The sequence below is a fragment of the Hymenobacter sp. BT559 genome, from assembly GCF_016427535.1.
Taxonomy (GTDB): domain Bacteria; phylum Bacteroidota; class Bacteroidia; order Cytophagales; family Hymenobacteraceae; genus Hymenobacter.
In genome coordinates this window covers 61,862-88,319 of sequence record NZ_JAELXV010000012.1, presented here as the reverse complement: position 1 = coordinate 88,319, position 26,458 = coordinate 61,862, and the positions used below count along the sequence as shown (strand labels likewise).

The 26,458-nt window shown below is 54.3% G+C and carries 22 protein-coding genes; 17 read left to right on the top strand and 5 right to left on the bottom strand.

Features of this window, described 5'->3' with window-relative positions:
• Positions 1–199: 199 nt before the first annotated feature.
• Positions 200–991 (top strand): ParA family protein, encoded by a 792-nt coding sequence (locus JAO77_RS23245; RefSeq protein ID WP_198992938.1) that lies wholly within the window; start codon positions 200–202, stop codon positions 989–991.
• 1,948 nt (positions 992–2,939) lie between these two features.
• Entirely contained in the window at positions 2,940–3,875 is a 936-nt protein-coding gene (locus tag JAO77_RS23240) for a replication initiation protein (protein WP_198992937.1), read from the top strand.
• Positions 3,876–4,319: 444 nt separating this feature from the next.
• Here the strand turns inward: JAO77_RS23240 and JAO77_RS23235 are convergent, their stop codons facing one another.
• Positions 4,320–5,042 carry an alpha/beta fold hydrolase gene (locus JAO77_RS23235; RefSeq protein ID WP_286192493.1) on the bottom strand — a complete coding sequence of 241 codons (723 nt, stop codon included), beginning with the start codon at positions 5,040–5,042 and terminating at the stop codon, positions 4,320–4,322.
• Positions 5,043–5,635: 593 nt separating this feature from the next.
• Here JAO77_RS23235 and JAO77_RS23230 point away from each other — a divergent pair.
• The 3 genes from JAO77_RS23230 to JAO77_RS23220 all read left to right on the top strand — a co-directional run bounded on the left by JAO77_RS23230 (position 5,636) and on the right by JAO77_RS23220 (position 8,553).
• Positions 5,636–6,721 (top strand): hypothetical protein, encoded by a 1,086-nt coding sequence (locus JAO77_RS23230; RefSeq protein WP_198992935.1) that lies wholly within the window; start codon positions 5,636–5,638, stop codon positions 6,719–6,721.
• A gap of 8 nt (positions 6,722–6,729) precedes the next feature.
• Positions 6,730–7,905 (top strand): hypothetical protein, encoded by a 1,176-nt coding sequence (locus JAO77_RS23225; protein ID WP_198992934.1) that lies wholly within the window; start codon positions 6,730–6,732, stop codon positions 7,903–7,905.
• Positions 7,906–8,085: 180 nt separating this feature from the next.
• Positions 8,086–8,553 (top strand): hypothetical protein, encoded by a 468-nt coding sequence (locus tag JAO77_RS23220; protein WP_198992933.1) that lies wholly within the window; start codon positions 8,086–8,088, stop codon positions 8,551–8,553.
• 116 nt (positions 8,554–8,669) lie between these two features.
• Here JAO77_RS23220 and JAO77_RS23215 read toward each other — a convergent pair whose 3' ends face one another.
• Positions 8,670–11,765 (bottom strand): toprim domain-containing protein, encoded by a 3,096-nt coding sequence (locus JAO77_RS23215; protein WP_198992932.1) that lies wholly within the window; start codon positions 11,763–11,765, stop codon positions 8,670–8,672.
• An 86-nt stretch (positions 11,766–11,851) separates the two neighbouring features.
• Positions 11,852–12,262, bottom strand: a complete 411-nt coding sequence (locus JAO77_RS23210) for a hypothetical protein (protein WP_198992931.1) — start codon at positions 12,260–12,262, stop codon at positions 11,852–11,854.
• Positions 12,263–12,594: 332 nt separating this feature from the next.
• On the opposite strand from JAO77_RS23210, the gene JAO77_RS23205 reads away from it, so the two are divergent.
• The 12 genes from JAO77_RS23205 (at position 12,595) to JAO77_RS23150 (ending at position 24,360) form a co-directional block, all read left to right on the top strand.
• Entirely contained in the window at positions 12,595–13,290 is a 696-nt protein-coding gene (locus tag JAO77_RS23205) for a hypothetical protein (RefSeq protein ID WP_213019469.1), read from the top strand.
• Between the two features lie 68 nt (positions 13,291–13,358).
• Complete coding sequence (locus tag JAO77_RS23200; protein WP_198992929.1) at positions 13,359–13,739, top strand: hypothetical protein; 381 nt, start codon at positions 13,359–13,361, stop codon at positions 13,737–13,739.
• A 15-nt stretch (positions 13,740–13,754) separates the two neighbouring features.
• Entirely contained in the window at positions 13,755–14,081 is a 327-nt protein-coding gene (locus JAO77_RS23195; RefSeq protein WP_198992928.1) for a hypothetical protein, read from the top strand.
• Positions 14,050–16,662 carry a VirB4 family type IV secretion system protein gene (locus tag JAO77_RS23190; protein ID WP_198992927.1) on the top strand — a complete coding sequence of 871 codons (2,613 nt, stop codon included), beginning with the start codon at positions 14,050–14,052 and terminating at the stop codon, positions 16,660–16,662. The genes JAO77_RS23195 and JAO77_RS23190 overlap by 32 nt, the downstream gene beginning before the upstream one ends.
• The gene (locus JAO77_RS23185) at positions 16,659–17,780 is read left to right on the top strand and encodes a hypothetical protein (RefSeq protein WP_198992926.1); all 1,122 of its coding nucleotides are present in this window, start codon (positions 16,659–16,661) and stop codon (positions 17,778–17,780) included. The genes JAO77_RS23190 and JAO77_RS23185 overlap by 4 nt, the downstream gene beginning before the upstream one ends.
• 30 nt (positions 17,781–17,810) lie before the next feature.
• Positions 17,811–18,515 (top strand): hypothetical protein, encoded by a 705-nt coding sequence (locus JAO77_RS23180; RefSeq protein WP_198992925.1) that lies wholly within the window; start codon positions 17,811–17,813, stop codon positions 18,513–18,515.
• 100 nt (positions 18,516–18,615) lie between these two features.
• Positions 18,616–19,347, top strand: coding sequence for a conjugal transfer protein TraK (locus JAO77_RS23175; protein WP_198992924.1), 732 nt, complete (start codon positions 18,616–18,618; stop codon positions 19,345–19,347).
• 20 nt (positions 19,348–19,367) lie between these two features.
• Positions 19,368–20,291, top strand: coding sequence for a DUF4138 domain-containing protein (locus JAO77_RS23170; RefSeq protein WP_198992923.1), 924 nt, complete (start codon positions 19,368–19,370; stop codon positions 20,289–20,291).
• Positions 20,292–20,310: 19 nt separating this feature from the next.
• The gene (gene traM / locus JAO77_RS23165; RefSeq protein ID WP_198992922.1) at positions 20,311–21,702 is read left to right on the top strand and encodes a conjugative transposon protein TraM; all 1,392 of its coding nucleotides are present in this window, start codon (positions 20,311–20,313) and stop codon (positions 21,700–21,702) included.
• Between the two features lie 30 nt (positions 21,703–21,732).
• The gene (locus JAO77_RS23160) at positions 21,733–22,620 is read left to right on the top strand and encodes a hypothetical protein (protein ID WP_198992921.1); all 888 of its coding nucleotides are present in this window, start codon (positions 21,733–21,735) and stop codon (positions 22,618–22,620) included.
• A gap of 3 nt (positions 22,621–22,623) precedes the next feature.
• Positions 22,624–23,166: a hypothetical protein gene (locus JAO77_RS23155; protein ID WP_198992920.1), complete on the top strand. Its 543-nt coding sequence runs from the start codon at positions 22,624–22,626 to the stop codon at positions 23,164–23,166.
• 291 nt (positions 23,167–23,457) lie between these two features.
• A complete protein-coding gene (locus JAO77_RS23150) occupies positions 23,458–24,360 on the top strand; it encodes a GIY-YIG nuclease family protein (RefSeq protein WP_198992919.1) in 903 nt (300 codons plus the stop codon).
• 175 nt (positions 24,361–24,535) lie between these two features.
• Here the strand turns inward: JAO77_RS23150 and JAO77_RS23145 are convergent, their stop codons facing one another.
• Together JAO77_RS23145 and JAO77_RS23140 are read right to left on the bottom strand one after the other, a co-directional pair.
• Positions 24,536–25,813, bottom strand: coding sequence for a type II toxin-antitoxin system HipA family toxin (locus JAO77_RS23145; RefSeq protein ID WP_235998576.1), 1,278 nt, complete (start codon positions 25,811–25,813; stop codon positions 24,536–24,538).
• Positions 25,814–25,817: 4 nt separating this feature from the next.
• A complete protein-coding gene (locus JAO77_RS23140) occupies positions 25,818–26,138 on the bottom strand; it encodes a helix-turn-helix transcriptional regulator (protein ID WP_198992918.1) in 321 nt (106 codons plus the stop codon).
• Between the last annotated feature and the right edge of the window lie 320 nt (positions 26,139–26,458).

The window sequence follows — 26,458 nt, the reverse complement described above, 5'->3', positions numbered from 1 at the left end:
TACCTTACCACTTCACTACCTTACCACTTCACTACCTTACCACTTCACTACCTTACCACTTCACTACCTTACCACTTTACTACTTTACCATTTTACTACTTTACCATTTTACTACCTTACCACTTTTTCTATTACATTTGTCTTATCCTCTGTCTGACCAACTGAGGGGATTAATCTAACTTTCTAACCAGTAAGAACCATGTCAAAAATCATCAGCTTTGCCACCCAAAAGGGTGGCTCCGGCAAGTCAACTTTAGCTCTCGTGCTGGCTGCTCCATTGGCCACCGAGTACAGACTAAAAATCGCCATCCTGGATTGTGACTATCAGCAGAGTATTGTCAAAACCCGGAATCAAATTGATGCGCCTAGCCTAGCCGCTATGCTGCAAGCTGACCCCTCTGCAAAATATCCTTATGACGTGTTTCCCTTGTCGCTGGATAATGTTTTTGACTTCACCGATACTCATCAGGACGACTACGACCTTATCATCATCGACATTCCCGGTCGGGCCGATGGGGAGGATGTTTTCAACGTACTCACCGGCTGCGACGCGGTAATTGTACCACTGGTGTCGGACTACCTAGACCGCGCTTCAACGGCTGAGTTTATGGGTATCCTCGAAAGTATCAAGAGCGCGGCTAATAAAGCCGGTCTACCCTTTGACTACTTCGGGCTGGCGACCAAGCGAATTGCGGGCCGTAGGGAAGAAAAGGAAATGGATGAGTACATCGACGGGCTGGGCCTCTCGCGCTTCAACTCGTTTCTAAGTAATCGCTTGGCTTACTCGCGGGCTTCTACGCTTCATAGCTTGCTGACGCCGGGCTTCCGCACTTATGCTGGCGGCACGAAGGATAGCTCAGACGAAATACGCCGGGTGTGTGAGGAGTTGATTGAGCGCTTGGACCTGCCGAACCACAAAGCAGACTCGCTGGCCACCGCGGTGTCTGAAGTCGATGAGCCGGGCAAATCTTCCACCACTGTAACCGAATAAGGCAATGGCTGCTCCTTTTGTACCAAAACCTCCCCGTGGGCGTATTCCAATCTCTGACGCGGATAGGGCTGCTGCCCGCTCCGGTATGGATGGGGAAAAAACCAAACAACCCGGCGAAGGGGCGGCGGCTCCGGCCCCGACTCAGCCTGTAGCTCCGCTGGTAGCCGAGTCGGCTGCACCAGCTGCTGTGCCGATTAAGGCAGCCCCATCTGTGACTACTGAACTGGTAGCTCCGGCTGCCGAGCCTGCTCCTGTGGTAAGTCCAACGCCTGCGGCCGAATCCATACCTGCGCCTGCGGTGGCCGCTGCTGCGCCCGCCCCTGAAGCCACTGAGTCAACTCCCGAACCTACGCCTGTGGTCGCACCGACGGTTCCAGGTAAGCCAGTTCCTCAACTGACGGCAACGGCTGCTCCTGGCCGGCGCGGACGCAAGCCAACAGTTGCTGCTAGCGCTGCTGAACCGGCTCCCGTGCGCTCGGTCAAGATTCGGGAAACCGTTTGGGGTGATATTAAATTGCTGCTTGCGCTGCTTTCCAGAGAGGAAAACACCCCCCGAAATATTCAGGCTTACGTGGAAGCTGCCCACCAGCACTACGAGGCGCACCTACGTAAGCAGGGCAAGCTTCCTCCGAAATAGCATTAGTCTCGTAAGTTACCGTACTGGTTAGAAGTAAGGTCGGTTTGGTCACCGGCATTGCTTATTTTTCGGCGCTGCAAGCGTCAAACAAGGGCAGCCCTGACCGGGGCTGTCCTTGTTATTTAGGGTAATGTTGGCTCTGAACGTGTCTCGTAGGCCTGAAAGCTAAAAGGTCCTTGGTGGTACTGGTCGTCGCTTGCAGCCTTGTTTCTGACCTCACTTGACCCATTGCTGGACTATTGAATAGGGTAGGGGATTCTTTGAAAGAGCAGAGTTACCTAAGTAAGGCTCCTAGCGGGTACTGGATGGTGATTGCCACTTCCTACTTTCTTTGTTCTGACTGAAGGATAGTTTCCAATTCGTAAAAGGATAGATTCTGTAAGTGAACAGCTAGGCTTCTCAATCTGCTTGCTCTTCTACTTTGCCTTGGGTAAGTAACGTAGTTTACTAGCTTGACTCGTAAAATCGCCCTCTGTAGCTAATCAGGGCCGTTTTTAAGCTTATTGGAAGGGAGTTTAAGGAAATGAAAGGATAGAAATGGTAAGTCATTAGTCCAGGTATTGGCTCCGGATCGGGTACGAATACGGAGCAATAGTGGCCCCAGAGGCTGGAAACGCTTACCATTTCTATCCTTTCGGGGTGACGCCCCTGTTTTAGCTTACCATTTCTATCCTTTGGTCTATTAGGCAGGGCCCGCACGTACTATTGCTATCCTTTCTCGCCTTTTTGGTCAGGCATAGAGTCAGGTTTAGCGATAGCTGCTAAACTAGCAGCACCTATTGTAGCTCAGATAATGAGCTCAGCAAAAAGCATCACCACTTTTTATACTATACAGTTGATAGTGAGCAAGTCGCGTGATGGATATTTAGGGACACAAGTAATTAAAGGTATATTTTTTCTTGAAATAGTGCAATCCCATTTTGTGCTATAATATGCTCCTTGTTTTGTTGTCTCTTTGCCCCGTTCGCTCGATTTGTACCCCCTGAAAGCCTTTGAAAATTTGGACATCAACAAATTTGTGATATTTTTTTATTTGTCAACATATTTACTCTATTTGCAGGGCTCATAAGCTCTTGATTTCCTGATTTTTATACCACTTAAAGGATAGGAATGGTAAGCCAAAGGATAGGGATGGTAAGTAGTAAGAATAGGAATGGTAAGCCAAAGGATAGGGATAGTACGCTAAAGGATAGAGATTGTAAGTAGTAGGGATAGAGATGGTAAGCCAAAGGATAGAACATAAAGCAAGGCTTCCTTTAATTACTGTAAGTTGCTTATATTTGGCCTTAGAAGCTACTTGTTCTCACCTTTATGAGCGTCCCGGCCACTTCTGACACTTCCTTTCTGGAAATACGGCAGCACAATGCCATTACCACGGCTCGCTATGAAATGAGTGCCTGCGAGATGGACATTGTCTTCTCGCTCTTATCAGTATTGCGCAAGGAAGATAAGCCAGGTACTATCTACCGCATCCGGGTCAAGGAATTGGAACAGCTTACTGGCCGGGTCTGGAACTACCAGCGCTTGCTAGAGGCTACCTCCAACCTACGCAGCCGCGAATACCACATCGAGGATAATAAGCATGTGCTACAAGTGGGTCTGCTGGCCTCAGCGCTCTATATCAAGGGTGAGGGCATCATTGAATTAGAGATATCCGAGCGCATGCGGCACTACCTGATAGACCTGAAAAATAACTTCACGTCCTACCGCTTACAGTCGGTATTCAGTTTATCGAGCAAGTACGCCAAGCGCATCTACCAAATTGCATCACAGTGGAAGGACATCGGCGAGACCAAGACCTTTACGCTGGACGAATTCAAGATTATGCTCTCGCTCAAGGACCCCAAGGGCCAGGCATCGGAGCAGTACGAGAAGATTTCCGCGCTACAGAAGTATGTGCTCGACGTAGCTACCACCCAAATTAACGAGCATACCGACCTGCGCATCAATTACGAACTCATTAAAAAAGGACGTTCCTTTCATAGTATCCGCTTTTTTGTCAATGGGCAAGTGCCGCAGCAACTACCCATTGCCTTCGAAGACGGAGCTGAGGAGGAAAAGCAGCGCCGGGCCCTGCACAATCTGGAGGAACTGGAAATCCGAGACCCCAAGCTCATCAACCAGATTTTGGGTGACGCAAAAAAGCTTAATGCTTTGTTTTCTTTTTGTTACAAGCATAAAACTGGTAAGGTTAAAGCCGATAAGAACCCTGGAGGACTTTTTTTAAAAATGGTCGGGCTACGCTAAGCCGGGCTAGTATTTTAGCGTAGTTTTCCGTTGCTACTATCCGGCCCATTTAGCAAGTAGGTAATGACTACGTAGCGCTTTGTGGTAACTCGTCACGGTAAGTAACCCGCGAGTTAACCTACTACCAAATCCGCGCACTTAGCACGACTAAAAGGGGCTGTGGAAAAGGAAAATTAACAAGCAAGGCTAAGCTGGTGGCGGATTTCGTGCTTGATGCGGGCCTGCTTGGCGGCTGTGGCCTCGGCCTTGGCGCGGCGGGCCTCGCGACGCTGGCAGCGCTCTATTTCATTTGGTAACCTGCCTGGCGGGCACCAAGTGACGCGCTGGCTCTGGAAGATGCGCCCGCAACCTGTCTGCCCGTACTGGTCTATTTGGCGCCATACAGAGCTTTAGGAAGAAAAACTCATAGTCGGCATTCTGCATCTTGCCGTGGAGGCGGCCCAGTCATGGCCGCGACCAGCCCCTGCGGGCATTCGCCAGCAGCGCTTGGGCCACTATGTCGGGTACCTCGACCGGGGGGTAGTGGCCGACCGCCAGCAACTCGGTAACCACGGCGCGGGGATAGTGCACGCGCGCCGCCTGGAGCATCAGCGGTCCGGAAACCGGGTCTTGCAGGCCCCAGACCAGCGCCAGGGGAATCGTCTCGCTGGCCTCGGCCAGGGCCTGCTCCCAGACCGCATGGTACTGCGCGCGCTCGGCATTAAAGCGCAGCAGGCGGGGCAAGAGCAGCGGGCCGTCTTCCCGGGCGATGCCCGGCCACACCCGGTCGAATTCCGCGGGCGGGCGGGGCCGGCCAGCTACCTCGGCCAGGCTCCGCTGAATGGCATTGCGCCTAATCAGCCGGGCGACCAACGGGCCGATAACCGGGGTCGCGAGCAGCCGCTGGACTCGCGTCAGTTGGTACTGGGCGTACAGTATCCCCGCGTTCAGCAGCGTCAGCGAGGAGAACGTGACTCGGCAGGAGCCGGCGGCGCGCCGGCGCAGTAATTCCTGCACCACGGTGACGCCATAGTCGTTGGCGGCGACGGCCACGGTGGGGAGGTGGCGCGCCGCCAGGAGGGCCTCAACGACGTCCGCCTGCTCCGCGATGGCGTAGGTTCGCCGGGGCTTATCCGAATAGCCGAAGCCCAGAAAGTCCGGGGCAATCACGCGGGCGTGGCCAGCCAGGTGTTGGGTTACCTCAAGCCGGGTCTGGTCGGCTTCGTCGGCGGGGTCGTAACGGTCGGCTAAGATTTCACCGAGGGCAAGCGTCGTTCATGGCGGTAAAGTGCTGGTTGTTTGTTTGTTGCTTCTATATATTAAACGAACTTACTTTTTTACAGTTTGCATATTATACAATATAATTTAGCATATTATGCAATTTTTTCCCCATTGCCCTTATGGGTATTTAGTCTTGATAGTGCTGGACGAGCACGAAAAACCCCGCCTTGATGGGGACAGGCATGTACTTAAAACTCAAACGCCCTCCTGACCAAATGCTCAGAAGGGCGTTTTTGAACGGTTGCCTGTTCAGTCTGCCGCTTTTCAAGCGGAGTCACCCAATTTGGGTAAGGACAAGTCAGTGACTCGTGGGCCTTTTAACCATATTTTTGTAACGTTACAATCGGTGCGAGAAAAAGCAAGGTTAACTAAGAATTGGTAATTGTATTTAACATTACCATTAAACTAAACGAATAATGAAAATAAAAAGCACAATATTCGACAAAAGAATAACATCAATTAATCTCCTAATTGAGACTACCTTGGCAGAGTACTTCAACTTGTCAAAAGAAATTCTTGATAACAATGAATTTCAAAGAAGAAGAGTTAAATCTTCTTCTACAGTTTATAGCCTGTTGAAATCAGATATTAGGCAAGGTTGTGTAATTCCTCCAATTGTCTTGGCGTTATCATTAGATATCGATACTCATGCAATGAATGATGAGCAGTTGCTGAAGGTAATTAAAGATAATATAAAAAAGTTAATTATATTAGATGGTTTACAGAGAACATATACTATTCGTGATGTTGCAAACGAATTACTTGACAGCAATAACCCAAATTTAAATGACATAATGTCCTTCCCTATTAGACTTGAGGTCTACTTAGGAATTAATAAACTAGGGATACTGTATAGAATGCTTACCCTAAATACAGGTCAAAGCCCTATGTCCATTAGACATCAGATTGAGATACTGTACTCGGATTATCTTGTTACAGGTATAGAGGGAATCAAGCTTCTCAAAGAAGTTGATGACTCTGCTCCAAAAAGACTGGGCGAATATAAGTTTAAAGATGTTATAGATGGCTTTAACTCTTATTTAGACAGAGATTATCTATCGATTGATAGAATGGATATTTTGGACAATATCAAGAGCTTGGAAAAGCTTTCTTCTGAGAATCAACATAGTGACTTATTCATTGACTACGTAAAATCGTATAATCACTTTGTTATTAAAGTTAATGAGTTAGCGGAATCTTGGGAATTCGATTCTGAAAGGATTGACCATAGTATGACAGGGCAACCATTCGCCAAAAGCGTTGATAAGATATTTAATAAATCTCAAGCAATGACTGGCTTTGGTTCGGCTGTGGGAAAGCTAACTGACTTGAAGCTAATAAGCGGATTTTCGGAAATTGAGCAGTTGATTGCAGAATCTCTAACTGGTGACATTAGCGATTCGCTTGATTTGATTATAGTCAAATTGGACAATATTAGAAATATAGCCAAGAAAATCGGGAATGACCAGCGGTTATTTTTTCACTTTTTCTTTAGGGAGTTATTTGATAAAAAGGGAGATGCTTACCTTAAGTTCGAGCTTGCGATATCTGAGGCCTATCGTCAGTATGAGCGTCGTACTCAGTAATTATATTTATGTCAGTTTCACTCTTCGATACTTCTGCCAGCAAGTTAATTCCACTAGTAATTGATAGTTCCCGTCCTAATGATGATGGTTCAGGAACTATCTTTATAATGAAGTCATCGGATGGAATTTTGGCTAATGTCATTTTCAAACCAACTTTAAACTCAAAATTTTCTTTTGCAAATATCAATCCGGAAAACTTCGAAATAATATTATTAGATAATCCATACTTTAATGCTGAAAGTGATGTATTTGAAGTTCATGAATCAACTGTTAACAACGACAAAATAGGCTGGATTTTTCCTATTAGCTACATTGATTCTGATGAAACAGATGAATTAAGTTTAAAATCTACTGTTGATTTGTACAAGGCTTCGTCTTTTATCAACCTGTTGAAATATGAGGGCGCAGGGATGAAGTTTCCCGCTATCAACTCACCTCAGATGGACAATGTAAATTATAATATATCACAATTTTTTGGCGATAATTTAATTATTCTTGCTATTCACAAAGAGACAATTAATAAGATTAAAGGGTTTAAAATGAGTGATTATATGTTATCTTTATTTAAACTAGGTTATTCAAAATATGGTGAAAAAAGTGTTATTTATAATAGCAATAAAAAACTGTTGACAGAAAATTTGAAAAAAACAAAAAAAATAACTTTATCAAAATCAAAATTTGATATAAGTAAAAATCTTTTTGTAGAAACCGTGTTTTATAATTATTTAAATTACACAGATAATAGTTATTTGCGTTTTGTCTTTATTTACCAAGTAATAGAGTTATTAATGGATTTTCAGAAAGAAATGAAATTTAATGAATATTTAGATAAATATAAATCTGGCTCTATTCACGGAAATGATTTCCGTGAGAAATTAAGTGAATATTCAAAAGAGAGAAAAGTTATTGGCCAAGTCATAGCAAGCTCTTTAAGAAAGAAGACAGATTATGTTGACTTTCTTCAGTTGTGCAATGAGTATATCATAAAAAATGGGGGACAAATAGCTGATGATTTATCTGACAGTATATACAATCTTAGGAATCTCTTGACGCATAACTTCAGGCGAGTTGCAGAAAAAATGGAGGAATTAGATACAGTAGTCGTTGGTTTAGAGTTCATTATTGTTGAAATGTTAATTGATTATAATTTTAGTGATACTAATACTTGGTGTTATGAGATATAGAGTATAGTAAGTAAGTTAATAAAAAGCCCCGCCAGACTTTCCTTGTTATTACCTAAGAAGGGACACGCCCATATAGGAAAATAGCTCTTTATATGCTTATGGCAGAGCTGGTTTTCAGGCTGATTATACTGCTATTTTATTATGCAGTATGTTTGGCATCCAACTTCTTACAATGCCATAATGGAGAAAGAAATTGCGGCGGCTATTCTAGGTGCAGCCATTACCGCTATCCCAACTACCGCAGTTGCCATCGCGGCGGCAGTAATCAGTAGAAATCAGGCCCGAGTGGAAAGGCAACAAGCGGAGTTAGCCAGCCAACGATACCAACTCGACCTCTTTAAAGAATTTAATAGTAGGTTCGACAGGTTAAATGAAGACCTTAACGCTATTTGGTCCGATACCGCACTAGATAACCCCAAACGAAACAAAGAGGCGGTTGCCCAAGATTACCTCAACTTGTGCAGTGAAGAGTACTTATGGTATAAAAACAAGTTAATCAGCCAAGAAATTTGGGATGCTTGGTATGATGGAATTGTGCACTATATCAATCGAGATGGGATTATTGCGGAGGTCTTTCTTCGTGAGAAAATCAAGGCACCAAATTCTTATTATGGTATTTTTCAAGTTCTCCCACTTTTGCCTCACTGATTAACCACTTATTACCCAAGCTGCAATAGAAAAGCCGCCCTAGATTCTAGGACGGCTTTTCTATTGCAGCTTGGGTAATAAATCATCGGTTCATTAAGCAGGTGCGAAACGTTAACCTATCGAGTGATTTCCTCAGAGTGCTGCGGCTGGGCCCTTTCAGAACTCTTGCCCAACTCCTGGCGCTCGGTGCGGTCGCTACTGTGCTCTAATACATGGCTGCCGTGCTGCTTGGCCACTGCATCCAAGGTGTTACTAACTTGGGCAAGCTCGGGCTGGTCGGTGCGGTACGATACCTTCATTTCAGAATGACGGACGCCTTCCGCGTCGGTCGTGCTTTGAATATCACCGGCCTTCGCACCGCTGGCCACGATAGCGGCTTTCACTGCCTCAGCTTGGCCTCGGCTACCGGCGTCGGGAGCTATTTCATCAATCTTGATTATCACCTGCTTTTCTGCTCCCACTGCTGCGGCCGGCTCAGCACTTTGGTGTCGGTCGGTTACCTCAGGCGTACTGATTGCTGGCACCGTGGCTGGTATCTCGGTCTGCTTGTTGGGGGAGAATCCGGCCTGGCCACGCTCGGTAATGCGCCAGCCTTCGTTGGTGCGCTCAAGCTGGGCCGGCTGACTCACGGCCACGTAAGCATCGCCCTGCTTTGGCATACCGTTCAGGTCGAATGCGGGCCGCATAACCTGGTGGTAGCCGTTCATCAACTGGGGGTCAGCACCGGGAGCCGGCAGCAGAATAGCCTTTTTGGGATCTTGCGTATCAACCTGAATCTGGTAAAGGCTGTAGCCAGCTGCTTGCATACTGGTACCGCGGTCGTGAATAGACCCATCCGGCATTGGCACGGTGTTCAGGTAGATAAGGATGGGCGTAGCAGCCTGACGCTCTCGCGGCTGCTCAGCAGGCGCGAGAGCGTCAGGCTGCGCTACCAGACTTGGCGTATCAGCCGTAGCGGTCTGGCGCTCCGGCTGCACGTCGGCCGCGGGCTTAGCGACTACGTCCAGGCTGCGGTCGCGGGTGTGCGGCTGGATGGCGGCAGCCTCGGCGGCCACCTGGCGGGCGGCGCGGTCAGCTTCGGACTCTGTAATACTCACCCCGGCAAACTTCTCCATTCCGGCCTCAGCGCGGGCGTTCGTGTTGGTCACAATGGCGTGAATAATGGCAATGTCGGGCTGGTCGTTGCGGTATGTCATATCGAACTCCGCCCGCCGAATGCCCTGCTCGTCAACCGTGCTGCGGATTTCGCTGGTCTGCATCGAGTAGCCCGACTTATCCAGCACGTCCTTCCACACCTCGGCCCGGCCGGTCGTGTTCGCGGCTATCTCGTCAATCTTCCACGTCGCCGTTTTCTCCTCGGCAGTGGGTAGGGTAGGGGCAGCTTTGGCTTCGGCATACCGGGCACGCTCCCGCTGGTCCTGCAGCTCGGCCTCATCGACCTTGCGGCCGGCTGGCGGCGGGTTGTCATTGATATACTCTTTGAGCAATACTAGGCCCGCATCTTTCGCCGCTACATACCGGGCTGTATCCTGGGCAGCCTCCTGCTCGGTGCGATACGAGCGGAACGGGGCGCGGCCGTCGGCGGCGTCAGCTGCGGCACCAGCTGCCACTGCGCCCACTACCGACTCGGTAAAGCGGCGGTCGTCCTGCTGGCGCTGCCGCTGGGCCTCGGGGCTATTGTCGCGCTCTTTCTGCTGCTCCTCTGAGCGGCGGCGCTCCTGCCCCTTATGTTCCCTTTCCGCCGAACGGCGCTGCTCCGCCAGCGAGCGCTCCTGCTCCTGGCGCTGGACACGCTCGGCAGCTTTTTCCTGCTCCTCACGCTGGGCCTGGGTGCGTAGCTGCTCGCTCGTAAGTCCCTGCTGGGTCAGCTCCAAATCCCGATTGTAGTCCTTGGCTACCGGATAGTCAACCCGGATAAACGCTTCTTTCTGACGCTCCTGCTCCGGCCGCAACTGCTCCCGCTGGCGGTACAGCTCGTGGCTGATTACTTCGAGCTGTGCCGTGTCGGCCCTGGCCACCGACAGCCGCAGCACTGTCTCGCGCTCGGTGCTGCGCTGCACCTCTACGGCAATGGTAGGGCCGGCCTCCTGGGTACTGTTCATTTTGGCTACCCGGTCAGTGAGCCGCTGCACTTGGGACGCGCCGGCCTCGGCGCTGTCGTGATGGTAGGTCACTTTCAGGCCCGCGTGGTACTTGTCGCTGGTGGCGTGCCACTCGACCGGCCGGCTGGCTTCCTTATAGGCTTCCTGCTCGGCCACGGGCGTTAAGGGCCGGGCCGGGTGCAGCTCGTTCAGGTAGTTCATGTTGAACTGCCGGCCCCCGGCGTCGCGGTCGTTGGCCAATACCACCTCTTTGGGCTCCTGCTTATCAATTACCCGCTGAATCAAGGCTACCTGGGCCTCGGTGGGGGTGCCGCTGGTGGCAATGTAGATGGTGTTCTTATTGTCCTGCGCGTGCTTGAGCTGGTGGTGGGAAAGCGAGTCAATGGCCGATTCGCTGACTACTATTCGCTCTACCGGCGTGTCCTTACCATTGGTTGGATGGGAAACCCAAACGCCGTTTTTCGGCAACGGAAGCAGGTTTTTGTAGTGCTCGTTCTTCTGCTCGACGCTGGCCAGCCCGTTCTCATTGTAAAGCGGAAAAGCAGTATTCCGGTGCTCATTCTGCTGCGCGGTAAAGATGCGGCCCTGAAAAGCCGGGTTATCAATGGTCTTATCCTCGATACCCCGGCCGTGCAGATAGCTACGGTCGGTCAGCTCTTTCTTTACCCCCAGCACTTCCGAAATAAGCCGCGTTCGGCGGTCCTCCTCGGCTTGGCGCTCCTGACTAGGGTCGCCTACCGGTAAATCATTCAGCCTGGCCACGTCGGGCACGCTGGCATAGGCGCGGGCGGGGGCCGGGCCGTCATTCAGGTACTCGCGCAGCTGCTGGCGAACCTGTCCCAGATTCAGGCCGCGCCCATCGCCGCCGCGGGTCTTGGCAAAGTCGATGACACTCCCTTTGTCGCGGTCATCCCCGGTATTAAGGTACACCTGGTGGTCATCCTTGCGCGTCACTATCAGCACCTCCCCCTCTTTTTCCAGTTGGTGCCAATCCCCGCGCCTCCCTTCCTTTTTGACTTCGTAGCCCTGGCGCTGGGCGTAGTCTACGAGGTCGATATCACGCTTGAACCGGTCAAGCTCATTCGGGTCATTCTCTCGGAGTGCATTCATGGGCGGGTTGCTGACTGGTGAAAGAATTACCAGTAGCTCCCTTACTCTGAAAAGCAGGATGAAATGCTGTTCTGCTCACGCGGGAGCTAGCCGGTGATAATGTGGGTTCGGGCGACGATGTGCTGCTCCCCATCAAGGGAAGCACTGCTGCTGTCAAAGCTTTTTAGCTGGTCCAGAAAGGTGGCCATAGCCTCCTGAGAGGGAAAAAGCACGCGCTGCTTCTTCGCTTCGAGGGGATTTCTGACTATCTCGGTAGCTACATTAAGGCTGCGTAAGACGCGCTGCAACAAGCGGGGCTCCTCGGTTTTCAAGTTGCCGTTTTTCAGATTGACGATGGTCGTGTAAGGCAATTCGTGCAAGACACAAAAGGGCTTCAAGTCTCCCCGGCCAAACATTTTAAGCCGGTACTGCGCGTAGCGCAGGCCTTCGGCATAAGGAATGGAAAGCGCCAAGTTGGGTAAGCCCAGCGGCGCGGGCGAATTGTCAGGAGGTGTCATAGACTGAGGTGTATTGCTTGCGGTTCGCTTTGAGCGCGAGAGGCTTAGGCAGCCGAAATACAGCTCACCAAGACCTGCACCGCTCAATTCAAGTTGCAAGGTAGTTATACCTTTTCTATGAATAGTACCCGAGTTATAGAGTAGTTATAACTACCCTATAAATAGTCCTAAAAATTAAAGTGATAATATTTCATGGTTAAGAAATGTATTTGAGAGGAATAAACCGCTCTTAAATATGCTTATGATGCTAACGACTAATTTCTTTATTTGTTCTTTGTAACAATTTTATAACTTCTTTACAACTGCTTTCGTAATTCCAAATTATGAGTGCAGTGCTATTTGTCCTTCTCATCTTGGTGCCCATAATCGGCCTTTTAGGTTTATTGTGGTTGCGCTTTGCCGGGAAGGGCAAGCAACTGGCGGCGGTAGCTACCGATAATCACCCATCCGTCGTGCGCCGGCACTACGGCCCTGCTCCGGTGCTCGCGCCCCAGGTAGCTGCCCCGCCACTGGCAGCGGGCAACCCGCTTTCGCAGCTGATGCCGGAAGAGGATTTCCGGGCGCAAGCCGAAAAGGACAACCAAGCCGAAGCCGACCGCCTGGAGGCCGAAGAGGCGGAGCTACGACAAGCCGCCGAAGCAGCTGCCGACCAACCAGACCGCCCGAAAGCTGCCGCCCCAGTAACCGGAGAATCATCCCCAATCTCAACGGCTGCGCCCGCACCCGGCTCTGCCCCGCCCGCGGTCGGTACGGCGGTTTCCGTGGTCGATGCGCTGGGCGTGGATGAGCCGGCCCCGGTAGCGGCAAAGTCGCTCCCCCCTGCGGCAACTGCCCCGGAAGATGATACGGTGGCGGAATCCCTCTTCTACAATCCCTTCTCAGTTCCCGCGCCCACCAATAACGACAAGGCCAACCGCAGTGCGGCGGCCGAGTTGCGCCGCCGCACCAGGGAAGCAATCAAGGCCGAAACGGCGGACAACAGAACCGCGCTGACCAATCTGCTGGCCAAGAATAACGCGCCGCGCTAACGCCGGCCACTGGATACGCTCGATGGGGGATAAGCGCCCAATCATCAACCTCCAATCCCCTTCCTAATATGTTTACCAACTTCCTTGCCCTGGCTATTAAAGTGGCTGCTGCTGGTCGAGCCTACCAGCCCTGCAAAGCAGAAAAGCGTGCCTATGCCCTCCTGACTACCCTGGCCCTCTCCAGCGGCGCGGCTTTCGCGCAGGGCGGCGGGGCGGCGGCGGCGCTTTCCGGTGTTCAGGAAACGGTGATAGGCATCGTGCAGGTGATTTTCGCCATCGTGCTGATTGTGGGGCTGATTCGGGTGGTCATGAAGTTTATCCAGGGTGCGCCCGATGCGTTGGGGGCGCTCGGCTGGCTAATCGGCGGGGTAATCCTGTGGTTCGGCTTCCAGCTCTTCAAAGACGATTTGGTGAGCGCCGTTGGGGGTGGTCAAGGTGGGGTACGCTAGGTAGCAGCTACTCCCATGCGCTCCTATAAAAGCATCGAGCGACCGGCCCAGGTCCTGGGTATCAACATTCAGGACCTGGGCATCATGGTCGGCTTATTCATCGGCTCCGTGCTGCTGCTGGGATTTTTAGGGATGGCGGTTAAGATTCCCCGCCTGGTTTACCTCATCGTCATTCTGGTAGAAGCGGGGATAATTCTGGCCCTGCGCTACCTCAGCAAAAAGCAGGCACCCGGCTTCCTGATTGGCTGGCTCTCCTTCACCTTCATTCAGCCCCGGCGCGTCGCTGTGGGCGTTTTACCCACTCCCGCTCATGACAAACAAGCCAAAAACGGCCGCGTTTAGCGCGGTGATGCCGGTACACAGCTACGAGGGAGACAAAGTGGTTTTCAAGGATGGCCGCGTCGCCGTGGGCTTCCTCGTCGAGCCCGCCGAAATGGAAAGCTGGACGGTAGAAGATTATGACGCTTTCCAATCGGCGCTTATCGGGGTGCTGCGCCCACTGCCGGTGGGTAGTATCATTCAGAAAACGGATATCTACTACGACCGCCCTTACCGGGAGGACAAGACCCAGCAGACCTATTTTGAGAACAAGATGAACAAGCACTTCTTCGAGCGGCTGGTGCTGTTTCAGAAGTCGTACCTGTTCCTCTCGTTTGCGCCGGCGGCGGTCAAGTCGCCCAAAACCAACGCTGTCAATGCCCTGATTGCGCGGGCGGGGGAGGCGGTAATCAAAAACCCGTTTGCGCAGCTCGTGCAAACGCTGGAAATTGCCGAAAGCAGCGCCATGGAGCTTATTCAGGGCCTTAAGAGCCTGGGCGGCATAACGTTCGAGCGCCTGACCAGCCAGGACATTCACCAGCTCTACCTGCAGTACTTCAACCTCAACTTCGACGGCCAACCCACCCGGCAGGAGCGCGAAATAGGGAACGAACTGGGTACCCTGTCCATCGGGGAGCAGAAGGTCAACGTGCTCTCGATGGTAGGGCAGGGCAGCGATGCTTACCCGGCGGTGCGCAACGGCTACGGCGTGACCTCGCCCATGCTCTACCCGCTGACGCACATCCTGCAATGCCCGCACATCCTAACGCAGGCCATGCTGATTCAGGATACCCGGGCGGCCCTGAGCACCCTGGACACGGACCGTAAGCTGAATGCCTCGCTCTCCTTCCTGGCCACGCAGGACAACCAGCTGCGGGCCCTGGAAGTCGAAGAGTTTACCGCTGAAGTAAGGGCCGAAAACAAGCAGATTGTGGGCCTGCACCTCTCGGTTGTCCTGTGGGATACCAACGACACGAGCCGGCGTGAAAACGTGGAAAAGGCCACGGGAGCATTCCGTTACATGTTCGGCACCGAAAGCGTGGTGGAAAGCTACCTGGCCCTGCCGCTGTACTTCGGCCTGCTGCCGGGCAACGCCAACCAGGTGCCCGACCGCTGGCTTACCAGCACCGCTGACCGGGCGGCGTGCTACATGCACTGGACCGCGACCTACAAGACAGACCCGGTGGGGGAGTATCTGACCGACCGCTTCCGCAACCTGGTCCAGGTCAATCTGTTCAACACGGCGCTGGACAATCAGAATGCCATGGTTATCGGGCCTTCCGGCTCGGGCAAGTCCTACACGTTCGGCAACCTGATTGTGCAACGCTACGAGAAGGGAGCGCGGCAAATCATCATGGATGTGGGCGGCACTTACCGCAATGTCCTGCAAGCCCTGAATGGGGAAGACTTCGACAATACGTACTTCGAGTACGACCCCCAGCGGCCGATTGAGTTCAACCCGTTCGTCGTGCCCCGCGACCCCGCCAACGGCAACAAGTGGCTCTACAACGACGAAAAAACCACCTTCCACCTGGCCCTGCTGGCGGCCCTGTGGAAAGGGGGCGCGGCGGCCCTGGATAAGTCGGAACGTACCATCCTCAGCCGGTTTTTGATTGAGTATTACGCCTATCTGAACGAGAGCGACCAACTCAACCAAGCGGACGAGGAGTTTCCCGGCATGGAGAGCTTCTACCGGTTTGTGGAGCGCTACGATGCCGAGATGCAAAAGCCGGTCGGGATGGCGGGCGAAGCAGCGGACTCGCTGGATGGGGCGCGCCGGCAATACCAGAAAAACCTCAAGTACATCGACATGCCCCAGTTTTTCCTGGTGTTGGGGCAGTACGTCACGGGGGGCCGGTATGCCCGCGTGCTCAACGCGGAGCGGGACGTAGACCTGAGCGAGTACCGCTTAATCTGCTTCGACCTGGCCAAGGTGCAGGCAGACCCGGATTTGTACCCGGTGGTGGCCATGCTCATTACCGAACTGAGTCTGGACCTGTTCCGCAAGTTCCCGGACGCCGTGAAGTACATCGCGCTGGATGAGGCATGGACTATGCTCAGCGGCGTACTCTCGGAATTTATCGAGAGCATGTACCGCACCATTCGCAAAACCAACGGCTCGGTAACAATCATCACCCAGGGCATCACCGAGATTACCAGTAGCAAGATTGGGCCGGCCATTATCAACAACTCGGCTACCAAAATCATCCTGCGCCACATCAACCCCGACTCGCTGGCCCAGCTCCAAGCGCCGCTCGGACTGACCGGGCACGAAATGGACCTCATAAAGTCGGTGCGCTCGACGGATTCCCTGCGCGAGTTCTTTATCAAGCAGGGGGGTAAGGGCAAGGTGTTTGCCCTCGAAGCCCCACCGCAGCTGGATGCTATTCTGACCTCGAAGCCGGTCGAGCGCAACTACCTAAACAAGCTGGTTAAATTCTACCAGCAGCATAACCACAAGCTCAAGCACGACAAGAGCGGGCGCGTCGTGCTCGGCCCGGACGGGGCCCCCGAATACGAAGTAGTCAAGGTGCAGCGCCTGGACTACGCGGTAGACCAGTTTGTAGAAGATAAACAGGCCCGCAAGGGTGCGCTGGGCAAATGAGCAATCTACTCATGGTGGCCTACGGCATCGACCCTGGGTTTTTGCGCGCCTGTGACCAGACCCTGGCCATTGTGCTCACGGCCTGCCGCTTCCTGACGCCCAGCCTGATGGGGATAGCCTTGCTCTACACTATTGGGCGCGGCTTTATCTCGGGAAGTGGCCTGGCAATGGATTGGGAGCCGATTATCAAGGCTACCTGGATATTCTTTCTGCTGTTTTTCTACCAAACGCTGATGGATACGCTGGGCGGGGGCATTTCGGCCTTTACGGCCATGTTCGCGACCGACCAATCCGCGGCCGAAGCACTGAGCGCCTTGACTACGCCGCCCGATGTGGCCGCGGCGGCTAAGAATGACTCGCTGGGCCTCGGAGACGTGGTGAGCGGGGCGGCTTCCCTGATGAGCAGCATCTCCGAAACGCTCAGCTCCTTCACCTTCTCGGGCATTATGACGCGGCTTTTCACGGCTACAACCGTGCTGATTGTGCGGGAAATCATGACGTTCATTCAGCAGTTCATCCTCGGCTTCCTGTACGTTTCCGGCCCCATTGCCATGACGCTTTCCGTCATTCCGGCCTTTGCCCAGCTGGCAATGAAGTGGTTTCAGAACTTCATCGCCGTGCAGATGTGGGGGCTCACGTTCGTGCTGCTGGATACGATGTATGGCTTTTTTGCTGATACCCAGCAAGCAGCGGGGGGCATCTTCGCCAGCGGCAACCCGGTGCAGTCGGTGAATGACTCCAAGTTCATGCTCATGTCGGTCGCCTTCGTGCTGCTGTACGTGATGGTACCCTACCTCACCTCCCTCTTCATTGGCTCCTCGGCGGCGCAAGGGTTCGCGGGCCAGGTCGCCGGGATGGCCATGGGCGCGGCCACATTCGCAGCCGGCATCGCGGCCCCTGGCAGCGGGGGCTTGTCCTCCGCCCTGGGCCGGGCCATGGGCAACGGCAGTGGTGGAGGCGGAGGAAGTGGCGGCGGGGCCAGCCTGCCTACCCCTCCGGCCGGGGGTGGGGGAGAATCGGCCGGTAGCTCAGCTTCGGCCGGTTTGCCCTCCATAACCATGTCCGATGCGCTGAATCCTTCCTATCGGCAACGCGCTTCGGGCCTTTGGACTACCTAATCTGTCTCCCATTCCTTTCCCTGCTCCATCATGAAAACCCTACCCAACACCCTCGCTTTCGTCCTGGCCGTGGGCCTGGCCGGCTGCCAGTCGGGCGACAAAAAAGCAGCTGAGACTGAGGCTCCCTTTACGGTCCCGGCCTCCTCCGCTCCGGCTACTCATCCTGCGGCGACTACTCCAACTGCGGCCCCAGCGCCGGCCGCTAACTCGTCCACGGTCAGCCTGCCGGCCGCGCTGCCCCTGACTGCACTGGATGTGGTGCCGGCTGTCAGGCAGCTGCTGCCCGCCGAAGGCTACGTGCAAACGGTATCGGCCAAGCCGCTCAATATCGAGCCAATGGCTGTCGCACTGCCGCCGCTGTGGGGGTCGCTTAAACCGGGTGCTGCGCGTTCTATGTCGGGCTACCGGATTGGCTACGAGGCAGTAGTCAAGTGGGTGCCCAAAGGATACGGACCGGGGCAGAAAGTCCCCGCTACCATGCCCCTTTATGTACCCAACGGCAAGGATAGCCTGGCGCGCTTCAGCTTGGGGGGCATCAATCCCAATCTACCGGGCCAGGAAAAGTATACGGTTATGGAAGTAGCGCCGAACAAGCCAGTAACCGTGCGCGGGGTGGTCTATGCCTTTACGGGCAAGGATGGCCAGCAGAAGCCGGCGCTGGTGGTATACCCCTACCGTCACCGAGGCGGGATGCCGGACGCCAGCAAGATGGTGTTTCTACCCATCAACCAATAGGGGCAGTGGGGGGAAAAAGCCGCTTAATCCACCACAGTTTGACTTTTAACCAGCTATTAAAATGGACTCTGCCAAAGATTTAAGTACCTCTTTCTCTACCATGCGCAACCTCGCAATGGGTAGCATCCTGGCTTTGCTGCTCATCGCGCTGACCGCTGGCTATATGGTCTACCGCATCAGCGAGAAGGCCGGCCAGCGCGTGTACGTGGTCAGCCCCACCGGCTCGGTAGCAGCGCTTTCCGCGCCTACAACAGAAACGCACACGACCTACGAGGCCCGCAACCTGGTGCGCAATTTCATGCAAACCATGTTCGGCCACGACCAATACACCTTCAAGTCCAACCTGGATGCAGCCCTGCCGCTCATCGAAGGGCGCGGCGGTCGGCGGATTTATGATGGCTTCGTGCGTGGGCAGGTGCTGCAAAACTATGAGCGCTACGCGGCCCGCAACGCGGTAACGGTGGATAGCGTGCTCGTGGATATGACGCACCGGCCCTGGTCAGGCTCAGTTTACATCAAGCAGCGCATTTTCATCGGGGGTGAGCAGAAAGAGCCGCTGCCGCTGGCGGCCAGATTCAACCTGGAAGAAACCAACCGCTCGGATGCCAACCCCTACGGGCTGCTGCTCACCAACTTCGACTATATCCCCTACCAGCCCAGCGTATCCCGCGAAGAAAAGGAGCTGCTGGACGCGCAGGAAGCCGACCGGCAGCGTCGCCTTCTCGAAGCGCAGCGCGGCGCGGGCCTGGCGCCGGCCGGTCCGGCCCCTTCGGCCCCGGCTCCCACTACTCCGGCCCCCTCAACTCCTCGTGCTGCTGCTCCTACCCGCTAACCCTCAAGACCGTCTCCCTCATGCGTATTCTCCTGCTTTCTGCCGTGCTGGGCCTCGTCCTCCCACTGCTACCTGCCTCGGTGGCCTCCGCCCAGACCGCTACCGTGCGCCCGCTCGCGCAACCAATCCGGGCACAGCGTCCTGCCGCAACGGCCAAGTCTAATGAAAACCTGCTGGACGTGGCCGTGTCGGACAGCTCCACTACCTACCTCGTTTTCGGGGGCCCCGTGGGGCTGGTAGACGTGGGGATGGCCAATAACTACCTGGTTAAAATAGAAGCCAATGCCGTGTTCGTGCGGGCCAAGCGCAAGAATGCCCCGCCTACGCCCATGCTGATTCGGTACGGCTCCAAGTACTGGATGGGCCGGCTGGTTTACGTGAATCGCCCAGTGCTCCAGCTTTACGATTTCCAGAAGGATGGCGCACTCGGCCTGAACCCGAACAGCTCGGCGGGCTCGGCCCCGGAAAATGAACTGGCGCTGGACAAGGAGCTGGAAAAGAAGAATGAAGTAGAAGGCAAGCTCTCCCAGCTGCGCAAGACGAAAGAAGAGCATCAGGCGGTGGCCGTGGTCGATAACGACCTGGTGCTCTCGCTGGCCAACGTGCGCAACGACAAGGACTTTACCTATCTGCGCTTCAAAGTAATCAACCATTCCGCGATTGACTACAACGTAGACTTCACCGACTTCCAGCTGGTGGAAAATGCTCAAAAGAAGTTTCTGGCGAAGAAAAAGAACCAGGCGCGCCGGCCGCTGGCTCCCTCCGGTGGGGTCGCCAATCAGATTATCACGGGCCGCACGACGGGCTACCTGACCTATGCCATTCCACTATATGCGGCCACCGAGCGGGGCTACCTGGAAGTCACGCTGCGCGAAGTGAACGGGGCACGGGTACTGGTGCTGCCGGTGCCTTCGCGAGTCATTAACCGCGCCTCCACCATCTAACCAGCTCTGCCTCTCTATCATGGAACCTATCACCTCCCAACATGACCGGCCCGAGGCAGTACCTCGCCCGGACAGCGACCACGACCAAGACGACCAGCGGCCGACTCCTGAAAAGAAGAAGCCGACGCCAGGGGAAATGCTGCAAAAGAACTGGATGGGCATCGCCGGCCTGCTGATTGTCGTCCTACTGGGCGGGCTCTTTCTCTGGCTTAAATCAGCCAAGGAAGCCGCGCAGCGTGAGCAGGAGCCGGTAGCGGCGGCCTCGGCCAACATCGAGCCGGAGATTACTTCGGTCGAACAGGCTCCCCCTGTAACTACGGCTTCCCCGGTGGCCCAGGCCGAAGCGCAGCGGCGCGCCGAAATAGATGCAGCCAATGTACCGGCCCGCGCCTCGTCGGATGAAATGGTCGAAGTATTCGCCGTGGATACGACCGGGCAAGGACTACGCCGCAGGCGGCGGGCGGAAGCAGCCCGGCGACGAGTGGAAGCGGAGCGCCTGGCGGCGTCCGATGTGGACACGGTAGAAACGACGGTGCAGGACCCGGCTACGGGCTCTTTCAGTGCGCAAACGGTGGTAGTACCCCGTCATCCCCACTCCGGTAGCGGTGCTCGGCGGATAGCCAGTGCCCCGCGCACTCGCAACCTGCTTCCTGCGGTGGATAAGGATGGTACCCCATTTGAAACCGACCCGGACGTGTTGGCCATGCTCAGCACATCGCCCCCGGAAACCCGCGCCTCCTACGAGCGCATGACGGGCAAGCGTTACCGTGACCCGGCATTGGCGGCCAGTCAATTGGCGGACCGGGTGAATGCGCCCGGGATGGATGGCTTCAACACGGTTAAAGTAGGCAACTCCTCCCGCATGATGGCTCAGAGTGGCCAGCAGCAGTCCCTCGTTCCCGACGTGTTTTTTCAGTGCGTTATCAACGGGGAGCAGAAGGTCCGTACCGGCTCGGTCGTAATTCTGCGCCTCATGGAGGATGCAGTAATAAGCGGCGTGACCTTCCCGAAAAACATGGTCTTCGCGGCAGTAGCCAACGTGGGCACTAACAGTGTGGAGCTAGCGATAAACCGACTCGGGCCAACGCGGGTAGACGCACAGATTTACGACTTTAACTACATGCCGGGCATTATGATAGACCCGGAAAAACGCATTGCGAAGGACGCGCAGCAGGCCGGCAACGACCTGCAAACCCAATCAACGCGGGAACTTAGTACGGCAATCGACCGCTCGGCCAGCGCCGCCAACTCGGTAACGGGCGTGGCCGGCCGCATCGGGGCTACCATGCTCTCACGGCCTAGAACGCGCATCAAGCTGCGAGACGTGCTGCTGCCCGATGGCTACCCCATTCTGATTACCTCGTCGGCGGCCGGTCAGCCCAGCCCCTCGGCGTCCGTGAGTAGCCGCTAATACTCACTTTCATCTTAACTCTTTACGACAATGAAAAAGCTCCTTTTGGCGGCCCTGGTAGCCATTGCGCTAGTTCTGCCGACTCAAAAAGCGTCGGCTCAGATGGTAGTAAATGACCCGCTCCACATGGGCGTGCAGATTGGTGAATTTGCGAAGCGCCTTACTCAGTGGGGCGAAACGGTTAAGAACTATCAGGTAATTACGGACGCTAAGCAGATTGCCAGCGTGACGCAGGATATCACGGGGGAGGTGAGAAACCTTACCCAAGAAGGCCTGGCCCTGCAACAGCAGGTGCAGGCTGACTTGCGGAAAGTGCAGAGCATTCAGGATTTGCGGATTTCCAACCCGCAGGAGCTGTTTGTGCGGGCGCTGGCCATGTCGGGCCGGGGGCAAAGCAACCAGTACATGCCCGTCTACCCCAAGGCGGAACGCCTGCGGCAAGCCTTGCAGCTTACCAACCCGCAGCAGGACCTGAATACGGTATATGACGTGTTCTCGCGCTTCGGCTCCTCTACCTCGGGGGGAACCAACCGCATGACCTCGGCCCAGTACCAGGCCAAGCGGGAAGAGTCCGCGGTGTCCTCGTTCGCCTATCAGGAAATGGCCAATAAGCGCAAGATTGATACGGCCTTCGGCTACTACAAGATTGCCGACGAGATGACGCAGCAAAGCATCGAAATGAATGCTACGCTGAAAAATCCGGGCCGCTACTCGATGACGGAGGGGGAGCGGATGATAGCCCTCAACACGTCCAACGATAATATGATTAAGGCTATGCAGCTGCGCCTGGAAGCTGACCGGCTGTTGTCGGAAACCTCGCAGTCTACCCCTTCGCAGAGTGCCGCCGAAGCTGTGTACTCCGATGTGCTGGTGCAACAGTCACTCATCAAAATGGACCGGGCGCGGCCCCGCAACTAAAGTATGAAAAAGCTCCTGTCCGTGGTGCTTTTACTGGCTGGGGCCGGCTCGCTGCCGGCCCTGGCTCAGCGTCACGTTAAGCATATCGCTGGCCTGGGTGCTTATATCGGGCGCTCCGATAAGGGCAACTACTACGAGTTGAGCTATACACCCATGCTCACTGACCATTTCGCCCTGCGCCTGGGCGGCGTTTACGAGTATGGCAACCTGCCCGATACTCGCGGCAAGTACGCTTCCTACAGTGGGCGGCTGTTCATCTCGCCTCAGCTGTTCCGCATTGGGGAGTTTGCTTACTTCCACCTGCTCTTAGGTGCTGGGGCCGGTTACGAGCAAACGAATGTCGATGGCAGCGGCGACCTAGCCTCGGACGCTACCAAGCCGGGCCGCTTCACCTACGGCCCGCAAGCTGGCTTAGAAGCTGATTTCTTCCTGGGCAACCGGGTTTCACTGGTCGCCACGGCTACCAAAAGCTATCTGTTTAATAATCCCCTGATTGACGAGTGGCCGGGCCTGGGTAGTGTGGGCGTGCGGTATCATTTCCGCTAGTATTCTTCTCTATTTTCTTTTCATCCTAGCTGACTCACGATTATACTATTTATAACTGGCAACAAAAAGGCCACTGGCACCATGCCAGTGGCCTTTTTGTTGCCAACAGCTTTGTTCAACTCCATACTTTTTAAACGAAGCCGTTGGCTGGTGACAACAAAACGTATCGTGCTAATCCAGCTTGATAATAGAAGCGGAATCAAGCTAAATGTTACAGATAACTTTTATTTGCATAGTTCAATTCTCTGATGCTTCTTAAGGCTCGCTGCTAATTTCTCAGCGCCCTTTCTGATGACTGACCAACCCTTACAAGTTCTTGAACAAGAGGTCACTACTTTACAGTGCCCCCTATCCTTACAAGAATTGCTCTATGCACGCGGCCTGCCTCAAGCCAAAGTGAAGCTTGTCCGACATCGTGATACTAGTGGTACGATTGACATACATGACCTCTACCGTAACTACCGGGCGGATTTTCTCAATTATCAGCGTCAGCAAGTTAGGCCCGTGTTTCACGAGTGCGATTTCATTGTGGCCTGTCTTGGTGAGTATGGCAGCCAGTCCCGCTTCGTCGGCGTATTCCAAGTATTAAGCTTCGAGCAGAAGCCCGACAATAATTTCTATTATAACCTGCGCGAAATGCCAGGTTTTGAAGACCTGAAAGAGCGGGTTATTTTCGATTGGGGCAAAGCTGCTATCAGTTGGCACCAATGGCTACGACCAAATGAACTCAGGACCGTGCTGGAAATCCAGCCTAAACCATTCAGTCAGCCATTCACCGATTATCTAGATTTCACGCTCTCCTTTGCGGAATTAGCAGAGTTAGTTGCCAACCAGTCACCACGAGATGAGTGGTCACGAATGCTCTCGGCTACAGCTGGAGTCTACCTAATCCTAGACCGGTCCAGCGGGAAGCAATACATTGGCTCCGCTTCCGGCGCAGAAGGCATTTGGGGCCGCTGGAAAGATTACGTGGCTACGCAAGGCCACGGTGGCAATATGGAGTTGGTCAAACTGCTAGCGGTTGATGCTTCCCACGGCCAGCATTTTCAGTTCACTATATTAATGACCCTACCTAAAACAATGACCCGCACCGAAGTCATTAAACGTGAATACCTATTTATGAAAAAGCTTGGCTCGCGCGCCTACGGCCTCAACCTCAACGAAAAATCACCTCCCAGCGTTAAAGGCGTCTAGCTAAACTAGCAACAAAAGCCCACTGGTACTATGCCAGCGGCCTTTTGTTGCTGTTAACTACTATTTATAAAGGTTGCGCTAAAATTAGTTCAGGGTTACTATTTAAAAATGATCAGGTATGATAAGCCTATCGTTTCAGTGTCCAAACTACCTAAAGTGCGAAGTCTTAAGATATCTACTCGGTGGCAGCAAAGGCCCGGCTGATGCGGCGCTGTTCATCGCGGCCCAGGTTATATTGCTCGGCCACCATCCGCCAGCTACGCACCGCTTTCAGCACTTGATCGATAATGGCATCGGCTTGGGCCAGCGTTAACCGGAAGTGTGGCGCTTGTTGGCGGGCTAGGTCTAGGTCGAGGGCGTTATCAGTCTGGGAAATATTAAGCCGCAGGCCTCTGTCGTAAGGGATAGGGTTCAGATCGTAGGCGGGGGCCAACCGCCAACCCTTGGGCGTGAGCAGAAAGCCGTGGTTGCGCAGGTGGTCGTCGGTATTGGAAATACAGATATTGTACACGATGCGCCGCCACAGCTCGGCCAGGTCCTCCGCGACGCTGGCCCCCTGGGTCATGAGCAGCTCGGCCAGCTCCAGATAACTGGCACCGTCTTGATGGCTAGTACCATCCTGGTAGCCGAGCAGGGTCATGGCGGAGGCAAAGTGCCGTCGCTCGCCGGCAGCGGTGCGGTCAAATCGTCGCGAGAGGTAGGTATGGTGGCGGGAATTGAAGCGTTGGGCCCGCCCCTCGGCTACCTGTAGCCCGGCCGCCATGGCTAGCTGATTCACCACGGCCTCCCAGGCGCCAACGTCGTGCTCATCCTGCGCGCTGGGAAACTTGGCCATCCACAGTCCCTGGTCGGGGTCGACCACGCTGGCCTTGGGCCGGGCCCCGCCCAGTGAAGAGCCCGGCGCCACGAGGAGCGTGAGCCACTTGAGATAGTCCGGGTTGTCGACGGCCCCATCCCGCTCGAGTTCCAGGCTGGCCTGCTCCAACTCGCGCAAGGACGCCCAGGGGGGAGCCGCCATCGTGCGGTTGTCGTTCAAAAACGGTCCGTCAATTTGCTCCTTGAATCGAAGCCCCCCAAGGCGGTGCCCGTCGTAGACCCCGAGCAAATAGTCTGATTCGAACAGCTTGCGTTCGGGGCGTTCTTCCTGGCGGGCCAGCGCTGCCTCCCGGCGGCTCATCAGCACGCGGCCCCAGCGATCGGGTGCCGAATCAAGAAAGAGTCCGAAGTTACTCTGCTCCTCGTCGGCCACATACTGCGGGCCGGAGTAGAGTTGCAGGGCGGGGTCGAGGAGTTGTGCGTAGGACGAGGCCAGCCACTCCCGGGCATACGCAAACGAGAAAATCTCCTTGCCGCGCACAGGGGTGGCAGACAAGGTGCCCATGAGTTGCGGACCGGGCATGCCCTGCCAGTCGGCGAACACCAGCACCTGTTTACGAGCGGGGCTCTTAGCCATGCTGCTAGTTTTCTTCTTGTTTGGGGGCCCGTTCCTTCACGACCAGACCCGCGTCTTGCAGCTTCCGCCCCAGCACATCGTCTTCGGCTACGCGGAGGATAGTTTTTTCCAATCCCAGGGTAAAAAGCACTTGCACGTACGTGCCGATGCTGACGTTAGGCGCCCCCTTTTCTACCGCGACCAGCGTAGTACGGCTGATCGCCGCGCGCTCCGCAATTTGCGTGGTGCTGAGCTTACGGCGCAGCCGGGCCAGGCGAATATTTTCGCCGGCTTCGGTTAGGTACTGCTGTAACCGGGGTAGTAGAGGCTTGGCTTGACGTCCCATAATGTTCAATAGTTTAAACAAATATAATATGTTTTGTACAGACTATTGAACATTATTGCGGCTATTGGGCTGGGGCGCTTATATAAAACAAAGGATAGGGAGCACCTTTGAAGCTTGTGGAGCGAGGGTAGTACATTTTGTCGTCCCCTGCTTACTGCATATTGTGTTGGAGATGGGTCGACTCCTGCTTTACCAGGTGCTATGCTATGAAATCAGGTGTTCAAAGCAAGGGCCTTGTACTAAATGCATAGGTTGGAATATATATGAACTCGGCCGAAAGAGGTGCACAGGACTCGCACATTCTGATCGGTAAGTTCACT